This window comes from Catenulispora subtropica, from assembly GCF_039531675.1.
Lineage (GTDB): Bacteria > Actinomycetota > Actinomycetes > Streptomycetales > Catenulisporaceae > Catenulispora > Catenulispora subtropica.
Genome location: NZ_BAAAQM010000107.1, coordinates 1 through 13,125, shown reverse-complemented (window position 1 = coordinate 13,125; position 13,125 = coordinate 1). Strand labels below are relative to the sequence as shown.

Annotated in this window: 11 protein-coding genes; 8 read left to right on the top strand and 3 right to left on the bottom strand. The window is 72.5% G+C overall.

From position 1 onward, the window contains the following. The 4 genes from ABD466_RS43845 to ABD466_RS43830 form a co-directional block, all read left to right on the top strand. A partial coding sequence (locus ABD466_RS43845; RefSeq protein WP_344663253.1) for a YcaO-like family protein occupies positions 1 to 625 on the top strand: 625 nt, incomplete at its 5' end. Positions 626 to 651: 26 nt separating this feature from the next. Next, on the top strand, positions 652 to 2,205 hold the full coding sequence (locus ABD466_RS43840) for a SagB/ThcOx family dehydrogenase (protein ID WP_344663252.1): 1,554 nt from the start codon (positions 652 to 654) through the stop codon (positions 2,203 to 2,205). A 163-nt stretch (positions 2,206 to 2,368) separates the two neighbouring features. Beyond that, on the top strand, positions 2,369 to 3,466 hold the full coding sequence (locus ABD466_RS43835) for a sensor histidine kinase (RefSeq protein ID WP_344663251.1): 1,098 nt from the start codon (positions 2,369 to 2,371) through the stop codon (positions 3,464 to 3,466). Positions 3,467 to 3,468: 2 nt separating this feature from the next. After that, positions 3,469 to 4,089 (top strand): response regulator transcription factor, encoded by a 621-nt coding sequence (locus ABD466_RS43830; RefSeq protein WP_344663250.1) that lies wholly within the window; start codon positions 3,469 to 3,471, stop codon positions 4,087 to 4,089. A 662-nt stretch (positions 4,090 to 4,751) separates the two neighbouring features. On the opposite strand, the gene ABD466_RS43825 is transcribed toward ABD466_RS43830, so the two are convergent. Together ABD466_RS43825 and ABD466_RS43820 are read right to left on the bottom strand one after the other, a co-directional pair. After that, positions 4,752 to 6,488, bottom strand: coding sequence for an acyl-CoA dehydrogenase family protein (locus ABD466_RS43825; protein ID WP_344663254.1), 1,737 nt, complete (start codon positions 6,486 to 6,488; stop codon positions 4,752 to 4,754). Positions 6,489 to 6,503: 15 nt separating this feature from the next. Then, complete coding sequence (locus ABD466_RS43820; protein ID WP_344663249.1) at positions 6,504 to 7,628, bottom strand: ketoacyl-ACP synthase III family protein; 1,125 nt, start codon at positions 7,626 to 7,628, stop codon at positions 6,504 to 6,506. Positions 7,629 to 7,774: 146 nt separating this feature from the next. On the opposite strand from ABD466_RS43820, the gene ABD466_RS43815 reads away from it, so the two are divergent. Together ABD466_RS43815 and ABD466_RS43810 are read left to right on the top strand one after the other, a co-directional pair. Continuing rightward, positions 7,775 to 8,755, top strand: a complete 981-nt coding sequence (locus ABD466_RS43815) for an ABC transporter ATP-binding protein (protein ID WP_344663248.1) — start codon at positions 7,775 to 7,777, stop codon at positions 8,753 to 8,755. Continuing rightward, the gene (locus ABD466_RS43810) at positions 8,752 to 9,486 is read left to right on the top strand and encodes an ABC transporter permease (protein WP_344663247.1); all 735 of its coding nucleotides are present in this window, start codon (positions 8,752 to 8,754) and stop codon (positions 9,484 to 9,486) included. The genes ABD466_RS43815 and ABD466_RS43810 overlap by 4 nt, the downstream gene beginning before the upstream one ends. 46 nt (positions 9,487 to 9,532) lie before the next feature. On the opposite strand, the gene ABD466_RS43805 is transcribed toward ABD466_RS43810, so the two are convergent. Further along, complete coding sequence (locus tag ABD466_RS43805; protein ID WP_344663246.1) at positions 9,533 to 10,603, bottom strand: transcriptional regulator; 1,071 nt, start codon at positions 10,601 to 10,603, stop codon at positions 9,533 to 9,535. A 269-nt stretch (positions 10,604 to 10,872) separates the two neighbouring features. On the opposite strand from ABD466_RS43805, the gene ABD466_RS43800 reads away from it, so the two are divergent. Continuing rightward, positions 10,873 to 11,121 carry a DUF5988 family protein gene (locus tag ABD466_RS43800; RefSeq protein ID WP_344663245.1) on the top strand — a complete coding sequence of 83 codons (249 nt, stop codon included), beginning with the start codon at positions 10,873 to 10,875 and terminating at the stop codon, positions 11,119 to 11,121. Positions 11,122 to 11,300: 179 nt separating this feature from the next. Beyond that, on the top strand, positions 11,301 to 13,125 hold a 1,825-nt coding region (locus ABD466_RS43795; RefSeq protein ID WP_344663244.1), incomplete at its 3' end, for a type I polyketide synthase.

Sequence of the window (13,125 nt, the reverse complement as noted above, 5' to 3'; positions counted from 1 at the left end):
TCCTTTTGTCTCCCTAAGCCCGCTTGGCCTCCGACTTGCCGGCGCGCCGGGGCCCGCCCCGCCGGCCCCGCCGCTGCCGCTGCCGCCGTCGTCCCCGGCATCGGCGGCCGGGTGGGCGCCGCCGCCGTACCCGCCGGTGCCTCCGTGCCCTGTGATGCCGCCGCCCACCGGCGCCGGAGTGCCGTCCACGCACTCCACGGCGGCGGAGCGGCGGTCCGGCCACGGCGGCGGTCCCGGCCGTCCGGACGCCGACGCGCCGCTGGAACAGCTGCGGTGGTGGCAGGCCCTGGGCCACCGGCTGCCGGACTACCTCCGGCCCGACCCGGACCGGCCGGTGCTCTCCGGCGCCGAGTCCGGGCCGGCCGCGCTCCCGCCGCGGGCGCACCTGGGCGAGGACGTCGAAGCCGTCGTCGCCATGGTCCGCGCCGCCGGGCTGGAGCTGCTGGTGCTGGACCAGACCCGGCCGGACGTCGGCATGCCGGTCGTCAAGGTCCTGATCCCCGGGATGCGGCCGGCCCGCTCGCGGTTCGCCCCGGGCCGGCTGTTCGACGTCCCGGTGGCGCTGGGCCGCCGCACCCGTCCGATCGAGTACCGGGAGCTCAACCCGGTCCCGCTGGTCATCTGACCCTGGTCGCGAAGCCGAGGACACGTATGGCAGCCGACGCGCCGTCGCCGACCGCCCCGCAGACCGGCGGGGCGGTCCGGCAGCTGTGGTCACTGCGGGCCGACGTGCTGGTGGAGACCGCGGACCGGGCCCTGACGCTGGTCAGCCGGTGGGGCGAGACCGTGGTCCGGTCGCCGGGGCCGCTGCTGCGCGACTCGCTGCTGCGGATGCAGCTGGGCCCGATCTGGCTGGACAACGTGCTCGACGTGGAGCGCCGCCCGCAGGCGCAGGTGGTGGCCGAGCGGGCGGCGATGATGCTGGCGCTGGGGCGGCTGGAGCACCTGGTGGTGCGCTCGCTGGCGGCCGAGGGCGGCGGCCGGATCCTGATGTCGGCGGAGCCGGTCGCCCGCGCCGCGCGCTTCCGGCCGCGTCCGGTGGCCGACGGCGTGCCGGTGCGGCTGTCCCGGTTCGCGACCCTGCGGACCGTCGGCGGCCTGCTGACCGCCGAGTCGCCGCTGGCGCTGCACCGGGTGCTGCTGCACCAGCCGGAGGCGGCGATGCTGGTGGCGGCGCTGGCCGGGCCGCGGACGCCGGAGGCGTTGGAGGAGCTCGTCGGCGGCCCGCCGGAGCTGGTCCGCACCGCGGTGTCGTATCTGCTGGCCGCCGGGATCGCGGTCCCGGGCCGGGAGGGGGTGCCGAACCCGGTGTTCGACGAGGACGACGACCCCGTGCTGCGCATGTGGCCGCCGGGCGATCTCGCCTTCCACTCCGCCAGCACGCTGGGGCGTCACGACGGCGACTTCGGCGCGACCTACCCGCTGGGGGCGGGGCCGAACCCGGAGCCGGCGGTGAAGAAGCGGGCGCGGACCGGGCGGATCCCCCTGTACCGGCCGGAGTTGAAGGAGGTGCAGGCCGCCGACGCCCCGTTCACGGCGGTGTTGGAGGGCCGGCGCTCGCACCGGCGCTTCGACCCGGACCCGCCGACCGTGGAGGAACTCGGGGAGCTGCTGTTCCGGGCGCTGCGGATCAGGGCGCAGAACGCGATCGGCGGCGAGGCGGAGGCCGGGTACCTGCTGGACCGGCCGTATCCGGCCGGCGGCGCGGTGCACGAGCTCGAGTTCTACGTCACCGTCGCCCGGTGCCGCGGACTGCGTCCCGGGGTCTACGCCTACGACGCGCTGCGGCACGAGCTGGTGCCGGTGCCGTCGCAACCGCAGGACCGGTGCGACCAGCTGGCGCAGGCGCAGCTGGCGGCCGAGCTGGAGAACCCGCCCCCGCTGCTGATCACGGTCACCGCGCGCTTCGGCCGGGTCTTCTGGAAGTACAGCGGCATCGGCTACCGGCTGGTGCTGCAGGACACCGGGGTGGTGCTGCAGACGCTGTACCTGGTGGCCACCGCGATGGGGCTGGGCGTGTGCGCGCTCGGCGCCGTGGACATCGACCGCACCTCGCGGGTGCTGGACCTGGACTGGCGCGTGGAGTCCGGGGTCGGGGCGATGGTGCTGGGCCGGCCGCGCGGCGTGGTGCGTCCGGCGCCCGGGCCACCGGAAGGGGAAACGTGGGGGAACTGCGCTCCAATAGCAGCCACTGGAGTGGTTTAGCTCCAGGTCAGAAGCGAAAAACAGGACCCTGCCACAGTTGACACCCGGGGGAATGGTGACATCATCTCTATGTATGCCACCGACTGACACAACTGCAGATCCGGCTGGCCCGGGGGAGGACGGCGACATTCCGCAACCTGCTCTGGCCAGGCGGATCCTCTCCGTGGTCGTGATCTCGTTCGTGGTGAACGGGGTCATCAACATCCGGCTGGACAACGCCGCCGACCACGACACCGGCAAGTTCGCCTGGTCGCTGGTCTGCATCTTCGCCGGCTTCGGCATGCTCCTGCTGCACATGACCGTCCGGGCCCGCCGCTGGCCGATGTGGCTCAAGGTGCTGTCACTGTCGGCGCAGGCCGTGATCACCTATTTCCCGTACTTCGTCCTGCACCAGCTGTGGGGCGGACTGGCCGGCCCCCTGGCCGGGGCGATCCTCCTGCTGCTTCCCCGTCCCACCGCCTGGTTCCCGTTCCTGGCCGTGGTGGCGAGCATGGGCCCGGTGGCGACCATGAAGTACCACACGGCGGACTGGATCTCGTACTACATCATCTCGACCATGGTGCTCGGCCTGGTCGTCTTCGGCCTGACCCGGCTGTCCGAGCTGGTCCGCGAACTGGCCGCGGCCCGCAGCGAACTGGCCCGCATGGCGGTCGTCGCCGAGCGCCTGCGCTTCGCCCGCGACCTGCACGACCTGCTCGGCTACAGCCTCTCCTCGATCACCTTGAAGAGCGAACTGGCCTACCGCCTGGTCCCCGGCCAGCCGGACCGCGCCCGCAAGGAGCTGACCGAGATCCTCCAGGCCTCCCGCCAGGCCCTGGCCGACGTCCGCGAGGTGGCCAGCAGCTACCGCGAGATGTCCCTGACCTCCGAGGCCAGCTCGGCCCAGGCGATGCTGGAGACCGCCGAGATCGACGCCAAGGTCGACATCGACGTCGGCCCCCTGCCCCCCGACCTGGACACGGTCCTGGCCACCACCCTCCGCGAGGGTGTGACCAACATTCTGCGACACAGTAAAGTCCAGCACTGTAGTATCAGAGCCACCCAGACCCCCACCTCGATCCGGCTCGAGGTGGCCAACGACGGCGTCACCGACCAGGACGACGACGACGCCCTGGCCCGCTCCGGCAGCGGCCTGGGCAACCTGCGCACCCGGCTGTCGGCCTTCGACGGCACCCTGACCGCCGGTGTCAGCCCGGACCGCTGGTTCCGGCTGACGGCGGAGGTGCCACGCACGCGCGCGGCGACGAACAGCGGAGGATGAGCGTGACGGGTGGACGGATCAAACTGCTGCTGGCAGAGGACGTCACCATGCTCCGCGCGGCCCTGATCTCCCTCCTGGAGTTCGAGGAGGACCTCGCCGTCGTCGCCGACGTCGAACGCGGCGACGAGATCGTGTCCGAAGCCCTCCGCACCCGCCCCGACGTCGCCGTGATCGACATCGACCTCCCCGGCATGGACGGCCTGACCGCGGCCGCGGACCTGCACGAGAAGCTGCCCCAGTGCAGAACCCTGATTCTGACCAGCCTCGGCCGCCCCGGCACCCTGCGCCGGGCCCTGGCGGCGCACGTGTCCGGCTTCATCCTCAAGGACGCCCCGCCCGCGAGCCTGGTGGCCGCGGTGCGGAACGTGGCCTCGGGCCGCCGGGTGATCGATCCGCAGCTGGCGATGGCGACGTGGGAGAGCCCTGAGAACCCGCTGTCGCGGCGGGAGACCGAGATCCTGCGGATGGCGGCGGAGGGCGCCGATCCGAGCGATATCGCGGCGCATCTGTATCTGTCGTTGGGGACGGTGCGGAACTACCTCACGTCGATCGTGATGAAGCTGAACGCGCGGAATCGGGTGGATGCGATCCGGATCGCCTCCGAGGCGGGGTGGATTCCGTAGGGCGTTGTCGACGCGACCTGCGACCACGAGGTCAAGTGAAGGTATCGCGACAAGGCCCCTCCGCAGTCGAGCTCCACGGCGCCGAATGGGAGGAGATCCTCGACGAGTGTTCTTCTTCACCGGCCAGGGCGAAGACCGTTCTTTGCGGCTGGCGGTCCGGCAGCCGACGTAGTCGATGGTCGCCGTCGAACCCCGGGATCATCAACACCCTTCGGGGGTTTTGGTTCGTTCCCCTCGGTCACGTCGGCAGAGGCTTGCCTTACAGCGCCGAGACCCGGGGGTCCAGTCCACGCACAACAAACCGCCAGGGTCAGGTGCCCAAGGTGAGGGCGTGGACTTGACCCCCGGGGCTCGGCGCTGTACCCCTTGGGGCTGACGACGGGACCGAGGGGAACGAACCACCACCCCACCAACCGCAAGCGCCCCGCCCGACCCGGCCACCCCCGGGAAGCCGCGCCAGTTCCCCGAGGGAACTGAGGCCCCGCCGGGAGGCCCACCCTTGACTTTCCGCAGCCCCTACACGCTGCCGCCACCCGCCAACGCACCCGGATACGTTCCCGGAACTGCGACTTCCAGCGGGCTTTCAACACCATGGCCGAAGGTCGTATTCAGCATTTCAACCCACAGACCAACAGCCATGAATCTCACCTCGCAAGCACCTCTCAAGCCAACCGCGTACCGTACAAATCAAAGCTCTGGTTCGCCCGATACCGCCGGAAGGCCTCCTCCAGCACCCACTCCTCATAATCCGCGGCGGTCGCCGGCAGGTCCAGATCCAGCCGCTTCCCCAACCGCGTCAACGCGCCGATCGCCCAGCGCGGGTCCGCCAGGAAGGCATCGCCGCCCTCGTCCTGCTGGTTGCGCCACACCCCCAGCACCGCAGCCGCCGCACACACCAGCGCATAGCGATCGGCCAACGCGTAGCTCTGCGGCGTCACCAGAGCCTGCCGCCCCTGCCCGCCGAGCTCGGCGCACGCACGCCGCAGGCTGTCCAGCTCCGCCACGAACAGGTCCACCATCGTCCGCAGCGTGGCCACCCGTCGGCGATCACCACCGGACGGCACGTGCGCGCCCAGCATCCGCGCTCCGCCGAGCAGGGCCGCCGCCAGCGGATCGGTGTCGCCGACGACCTTCGTCAGCCGCTCCAGCGCCAGCGGCGGCAGCGCCCCGTCCGGCTGGAACAACGCCGGATCCGGCTCGGGGGAGCGGAACCAGCTGGTCTCGGCGAACCGGGGCAGGTTCGTCACCAGTGTCGCCTGCCGTCCCGCGCTGCCCGAGTGCCCGAGGCCGGTCACCGGCAGGTCCCGCAGGTGCTTCTGGAACAGGCCGTACGGCCCGGTCGTCATGAACTGGGCGTTGCCCAGCACCACCGTCAGGTTGTCCGAGGCCTCGGTCAGCAGCTTCGGCACGACGTACGCCGCCGCGGCCGCCACGGCCAGGGAGTCCTCCGGCACCAGGTGCACCGCGCGGCACGCGGCCAGCGCCAGGCAGTCGCCGATCAGCGTGTCCAGCATCGCCCCCGCCAGCACCGTCGTCTCGTGTCCCGACGCCTGGCCGCGCTCCCCGGCCTCGCCGTTCTCGGCCACGAAGCGCACGGCGGTGCGCAGGATGGTGTCGCCCGACGCGATCTGGGTCGCCACGACGAGCCCGCGCACCAGGCCCGATCCCCGCAGCCCGATCTGGACCGCCTTGCCCGCCTCGCCGACCAGGGCCTCCGGCGGCAGCGGGCAGTCGATGAACTCCAGGCCGCCGAACCAGCAGCCGCGCATGCCCACGGTGGGGTACCGCGGGAGCTCCTCGACGCAGAAGTCGGGGAGGGCGTCGCGGTCGACCAGCAGGACCGAATAGGCGCCCGGGCCTTCGCCGTCCTCCTGCCGGGCCATCACGACCAGGCCGCGGGCGCGGTCGGCGTTGGCGATCGCGCTCTTGGAGCCGTTGAGGATCCAGCCGTCGGGCTCGGGGGCCACCGACAGCTCCTCGCGGGTGAGGTCGTTGGCGTGCGACTCCTCCCGCCGCACCAAGGTCACGCGCTCGTCGGCGAGCAGCATCCCGGCCAGCAGCCCGCACTGCTCCTCGGTGCCCTCCAGCCAGACCATGGAGGAGGCGATGAAGCTGAGCAGGCCGGTGCTGAACCCCAGCGCCGGATCGCGCCGGAACACCGGCCGCAGGATCCGGCCCAGGCCGTCCAGCGTCTCGAAGCGGCCGCCGAAGCGGGTGGGGACGAGCTCCGCGCCGATCCCGAACGCCGCCAGGCGTTCCTCGCCCTCGCCGACGAGCTCCCAGTGCTCGTCGGAGGTGAGCAGCGCGTCGCGCCCGACCGGGTTGGCCGGGTCGTCCAGCGAGCCGAGCAGGTTCTCCAGCGTCGCGGCGCGGGAGGACACGCTGGGCGTCGTGGTCATGGTCACGTGGTGCTCCTATTGGTGTACTGCGTTGATGAAGCGGTCCGGGTGCTCCAGCACCTCGACGACGGCCGCGGCCCAGCTGTAGCCGGCCCCGACCGAGATCAGCAGGCAGAAGTCGCCGGGGCTGAGGCGCCCGGCGGCCGAGAGGTGGTCCAGGCTCGCGATCTGGTCGGCGGCTCCGAGGTGTCCCACGGTGCGGCTCCAGTCCCAGGTGGTGCGGTCCGGGTCGATGCCCAGCGGCTTGAAGTAGATCGAGTCCAGCCGCCGCCGCCCGAAGTGCGGCAGGATCACCCAGCGCGCGTCGGCGAGGCCGATCCCGGCGCCGGCCAGGGCCTCCTTGACGACCTTGCGTTGCCCGGCCGCCGTCCTGCTGATGGAGAACGACATCCCGTACCGCTCGGTGAAGGCCCGCTTGGCCGCCCCGAAGTCGATGGGGATCCGGGTACTGAAGGGCGCGGGCCCGAAGTCCGGGTCCCCGCGATGCATCTCTTCCAGTTCCGAGTCCGAGTCCATGGCGATCGACGCCACCCGCGCGAACCCGCCGCGCCGCGAGAGCACCACGGCGGCGGCGCCGTCGGCGTACGGGGTGCCGGGATCGGTGCGCCACCGGTCCACACCGGGCAGGCAGAACCGGTCCGCGGCGGTCAGCAGCGCGTCCGAGCGGTTCCGGTCGGCCCGCAGGTAGGAACAAGCCAGGTCCAGGCCGGCCAGGCCGCCGTTCGACATCTGCTTGATCTCCAGCGCCGGCGCCCGGTTCCGCACCGTCTCGCGCTGGATGTAGGAAGCCACCGGCCACATGTCCTGGCCCTGGTGGTAGACGTCGGCGTGCAGGATCAGGTCCACGTCCGCCGCCCCGGACCCCGCGCGCTCCAGCGCCAGCCGGGCCGCCGCCACGGCCATCTCGGCCGCCGACTCCCCGGTCGACACCGACACCGACTCCACACCGGTCCGGGCCACCAGGCTCTCGTCGCACTCGCCGGACGCCAACGCGTCCGCGACGCGCAGCCGGCTCGGCAGCCGCACACCGGTGGCGCGCAGGAAGACGCCGTCCCCGGGGACGCTCGTGACGCCGTCCGCGGGTGCCGCGGCGGCACGGTTCTCGGGTCCACGCGGGCCCGTCCGGTGGTCCGTCGTCATGGGCGCATCGTGCGGTGCGGCACTGGAGTCCGGCTGGAGCCGCCCACCGTGACCTGCCCGATCCGGGTCCTGATATGAGGAACTCACGCGAGGGTCGTCCGATATTCACTACTCCGGGACGATCCGTGCCGTCACAATGAGTGACTATGAGTTTCCCTGACGGGGCCCCACCAGGGGTCCGGCTCGTCGGCTTGACCAAGTCCTACGGGCGGGTCCTGGCCGTGCGCGGCATCGATCTGACGATCGGCGCCGGCCAGACCGTGGCCCTGCTCGGCCCCAACGGGGCCGGCAAGTCGACCACGATCGACGCCATGCTGGGCCTGTCCCGGCCCGACGCGGGCACCGTGGAGATCTTCGGCCGCACCGCCTCCGAGGCGATCCGCGCCGGACTGGTCGGCGCGATGCTGCAGAGCGGTCAGCAGCCCGAGTACCTCCGGGTCCGCGAGGTGGTCGAGCTGACCGCCTCCTACTATCCGCGTCCGCGCCCGGTCCAGGAGGTCCTGGAACTGACCGGCGTCGCCGAGTTCGCCGACCGCTGGGCCACGCGCCTGTCCGGCGGCCAGAGCCAGCTGGTCCGCTTCGCCGCCGCCCTGGTCGGCGACCCGGACCTGCTGGTCCTGGACGAGCCCACCGCCGCCGTCGACGTCGCCGGGCGCAACGACTTCTGGCGCGTCATGCGCGAAGTGGCGCGGCAGGGCAAGACCATCGTGTTCGCCACCCACTACCTCGAAGAGGCCGACGCCTTCGCCGACCGCATCGTGCTGCTCGCCCGCGGCCGGATCGTCGCCGACGGCCCGGCCACGGAGATCAAGGCCCTGGCCGGGACCCGCACCATCCGCGCCACCCTGCCGGAGGTCGAGACCGGGCGGCTGACGGCCCTGCCCGGGGTGACCAGCGCGCAGCGCCACGGCGAGACCGTGATCCTGTCGTGCGCCGACGCCGACACCGCACTGCGCGCGCTGCTGTCCGGGTACGCGGCCGCCCGCGATCTGGAGGTCCGCGGCGGCAGCCTGGAGGAGGCGTTCCTGGAACTGACCGACGACCAGCAGGACGGTGCCCCCGGCGATCCCGCCGAGGTCCCGTCGCCGGTGGCCGACGGCGCCGAGACCGCGGGGGTGAACTCGTGAACGTCGGCACGCACCTGAAGTTCGAAGTCCTGCGGACCTTCCGCAACCGCGGCTTCCTGATCGTGACCCTGGCGCTGCCGCTGGTGCTCTATCTCGCGGTGACACCGGGCAACAAGAGCAAGCACGCGATGGTCGAGAACATGCCGTTCGAGCTCTACTTCATGACCGGCATGGCCGCCTACGGCGCCCTGTTCGCGGTGTTCTCGCCGACCACCCGCATCGCTCTGGACCGCCAGCGCGGCTGGACGCGCCAGACCCGCGTCACGCCGCTGCGTTCGGGGACGTACCTGGCCGCGAAGGTGGTCACCGCGTTCCTCGTCGCGCTGCCGTGCGTGGTGCTGCTGGATGCCGCCGGAACCGTGTTCGGCGTGCGGATGTCGGCCTCGCGGTGGGCGGAGATGACCGGGCTGCTGCTGCTCGGCCTGATCCCGTTCGTCATCATGGGCATCACGGTCGGCCATCTGGCGAAGGCCGAGTCGATGCCCGCGGTGATCGGCGGCCTGGTGGTGGTGTTCGCCCTGTTCGGCGGCGCCTTCGGCGAGTTCTTCAACAGCGGGGCGACCCTGAAGGTGATCAAGCTGCTGCCGTCGTACTGGCTGTGTCAGTCCGGCAAGGTGGCCGAGGGCGGAGGCGGCTGGACCGCCGAGGGCTGGATCGTGGTCGCGGCGTGGACCGTGGTGATGGTCGCGGTCGCGATCCCCGCCTATCGCCGGGACACCCGCCGCGCGTGAGCGGGAGGAGCGCCGCGCGTGACGACGCGCGGCGCTCCTTCCTTCGCTACTGCTCGTCCTCCAGATCGCGGGCGAACTCCTGCCACATCCGCGCGTAGATCTCGGCGAGCTGTCGCACCAGCCCCTTCGAATGCGGCGGCAGCGCGACCGCCAGAGCCGGCAGCTCCTTCACGCCGATCGCGATCGTCTGCATCAACCGCAGCAGCTGCCGGCCGTTCTCCGTGTGCCGCAGCGACGGGTCGCGCACCAGCTTCTCCAGCACCGGCGCCGGATTCGGCGGCTCGGGGCTCGACGCGCCGGCGCGGTCCCGGCCCGCCGCCCCGTGCGCACCGCCGTGCGCGGCCGACGCCGCCGCGGTGCGCGACGGCGCCTCACCGCGCAGCAGCCGCTTGCGCACGTCGCTCGCCGTCGCCGGCGACACCCCGGCGATCCGCGCCAGCTCCCGCAGCGAGGCGTGCGGCCGCTCGGTCATCAGCTCCGCGACCCGGGCCCGGCGCTCGCCGCCGTTCAGCGGTCGCGCGCGCCCGTCCCGGCCGATCCGGCTCGTCGGGCGGGTGGCGTCGTCCTCCGACTGGTGGCGCAGCATCGCGATCGTCTTCGCCGACAGCCCGGTGACCTGGGCGATCGCCCGGTCCGACAGGTGGCGGTGGCTGGCGATGATCCGGCGCGCCGCGGCCCGGCGGTCGTTCAGCGACAGCGGGAACCCGTGCGCGACGTTGGCCTCCACCGCGCGCAGGAACACGTCCGCCGGGTCGCCCTCGAAGAACACCACGTCGATGGTCGGGCGGTGGTTGACCGCGGCGGCCATCAGCCGGTGCGTGCCGTCGATGACCCGCATCGTGCGCCGGTCGACCAGGATCGGCGGCAGCGGGGCCTCGACCTCGGCCAGCCGGGCCACGTGGGCGGCGTCCTGACCCTCCAGCCGCGGGGACTCCCCCGGCAGCAGCAGCGAGAGGGGGACCGCGACCGTGCGCGGCTCGGAGTCCGGCCGGGGCCGGCGCGGCGGGACCGGGCCGAGGAGGGTGGCCGGGCCGGCCGTCCCGGCCGGCCGGGGGAGAACGGATACGTCGTCGATGAGCAGCTGGTTCACCTCGGTGCTCCCGTCGCTGTCGGCCAAGGTGCGAGCGGCCGCCCGGACGTGCCAGGCGATCTTGGCGAAGGCTAGGAGCGCGGTCTACAGCCGGAGTGGGGCACGGCCGGAATCAGGGCTCAGCGACGGTCGAGTCCCGAGGTCCCCGCTTCGCCCCGGGCGCGCCGGAAAACCCCGCGCGGGAATGGCGATCAGCGGTGTTCAGGCCGATGCTTACTCGCTCCGCCCGCTTCCCGTTACAGTCGGGGCGAAGGTCATCGCCGGAGTGAATATAGTCGTGAATTGGAGGACCTTCCATGAGTGACACCGTGAAGGACGCCACCAAGCAGACCGCGAACGAGACCCTGGTCCGCGCGATCCTGGTGGGCGGTCCCAGCAGCCTTCCGGAGATGCACCGGATCCAGTCGGTCAGCCCGCTGAAGGACAAGATCAAGGTCGTCCACCAGGGCGGATACGAGCACTTCGAGCGCCGCAGCTGCGGCGGCGACCACGGCCCGGAGGAGATCCACTTCCACTGGACCATGCGCACGAAGGTCGCGGAGTGAGTGTTCAACCGCGCGGAATCGGCGGTTGAACGACGGAGGCGAATTCTCTTGAGCGAGCGGTGAGAACCGCTCGCTCCTTGGTGGAACGTTCATTTTCCAGCGGGCGTCGGCCCGCTGTTGTGCGCGATTCTTGAGGGCGACGTTGTCGTGGCCGCCGGCTTAACGGGATGGCGAAGAATATGGCGAACGAAGACAAGTTCCGGGACTATCTCAAGCTCGTGACCGCGAACCTGCGGCAGGCCCGCCGGTCCCTGCGCGAGGTGGAGCGCAGGCGGCACGAGCCGATCGCCGTGGTCGGCATGGGCTGCCGGTTCCCGGGCGGGGTGAACACCCCGCAGGAGCTGTGGCGGCTGCTGGCCGAGGGCGGCGACGCCATCTGCGGCTTCCCGGACGACCGCGGCTGGGACGTCGACGCCCTCTACGATCCCGACCCGGACCGGATGGGCACCTCCTACTCCCGGCACGGCGGCTTCCTGCGCCAGGCCTCCGAGTTCGACGCCGGGTTCTTCGGCATCAGCCCGCGCGAAGCGCTGGCCATGGACCCCCAGCAGCGGCTGATGCTGGAGGTGGCGTGGGAGGCGCTGGAGCGCTCCGGCATCGACCCGCAGTCGCTGAAGGGCTCCCCGACCGGGGTGTTCGCCGGCGCCTACGCCTCCGGCTACGGCCTCAAACCGGCCGAGGAGTCGCAGGAGGTCGAGGGCCACCTGCTGACCGGCATGGCCACCTCCGTGCTGTCCGGCCGCATCGCCTTCTCCCTGGGCCTGGTCGGCCCGACCGTCACCGTCGACACCGCCTGCTCCTCGGCGCTGGTCGCGCTGCACCTGGCCTGCCAGTCGCTGCGCACCGGCGAGTGCGACCTGGCGCTGGCCGGGGGCGTGACGGTGATCGTCACCCCCACGATGTTCGTCGAGTTCTCCCGCCAGAAGGGCATGTCCGTCGACGGCCGCTGCCGCTCCTTCGCCGCCGCGGCCGACGGCTCCGGCTGGGCCGAGGGCGCCGGCCTGCTGGTGGTCGAGCGCCTGTCCGACGCCCGCCGCAACGGCCACCCGGTCCTGGCCGTGGTCCGCGGCAGCGCGATCAACCAGGACGGCGCCAGCAACGGCCTGACCGCGCCCAACGGCCCGGCCCAGCAGCGGGTGATCCGCGCCGCCCTGGCCAACGCCCAGCTCACCACCGCCGACATCGACGTCGTCGAGGCCCACGGCTCGGCCACCACCCTCGGCGACCCGATCGAGGCCCAGGCCCTGATCGCCACCTACGGCCAGGACCGCCCCGAGGGCAGGCCCCTGTGGCTCGGTTCGGTGAAGTCCAACATCGGCCACACCCAGGCCGCCGCCGGCGCCGCCGGCCTGATCAAGACCGTGCTGGCGCTCCAGAACCAGACCATGCCCCGCACCCTGCACGCCGAGGAGCCCTCCCCGCACATCGACTGGTCCGCCGGCCGGGTCCGGCTGCTCCAGGAGCCGGTGCCGTGGGCGCCGGGGGAGCGGACGCGGCGCGCGGGGGTGTCGTCGTTCGGGATCAGCGGGACGAACGCGCACGTGATCCTGGAGGAGCCGCCGGGTCCCGAGGACTTCGTGGACGAGGTGGAGGCGGACGGCGACGGGGAGGGCGGTGCGGCCGAAGCCGTCGAGATCGCCCCTGCCGACCATCAGGATCATGCGATCCTGACGCCGTCGGACCGGACGGTGTGGCTGGTCGCCGGCCGGAGCGCCGATGGTCTGGCCGGGCAGGCGGGACGGCTGCGGGAGTTCGCTCTGGCGCGGCCGGAGCTGGAGCCCGCGGATGTGGCGTGGTCCTTGGCCACGTCCCGCTCCGCGTTCGACTACCGGGCCGTGGTGAGCGGCACGGACCGCACCTCTCTGGTCTCCGGGCTGGCGAGCCTCGCCACCGGCCAGAGCGCCCCGGGCGTCACCTCCGGGTCGCTGGTCGCCGGCGGCGTCGGCCGCGCGGTGTTCGTGTTCCCGGGCCAGGGCAGCCAGTGGGCCGGCATGGGCCGCGAGC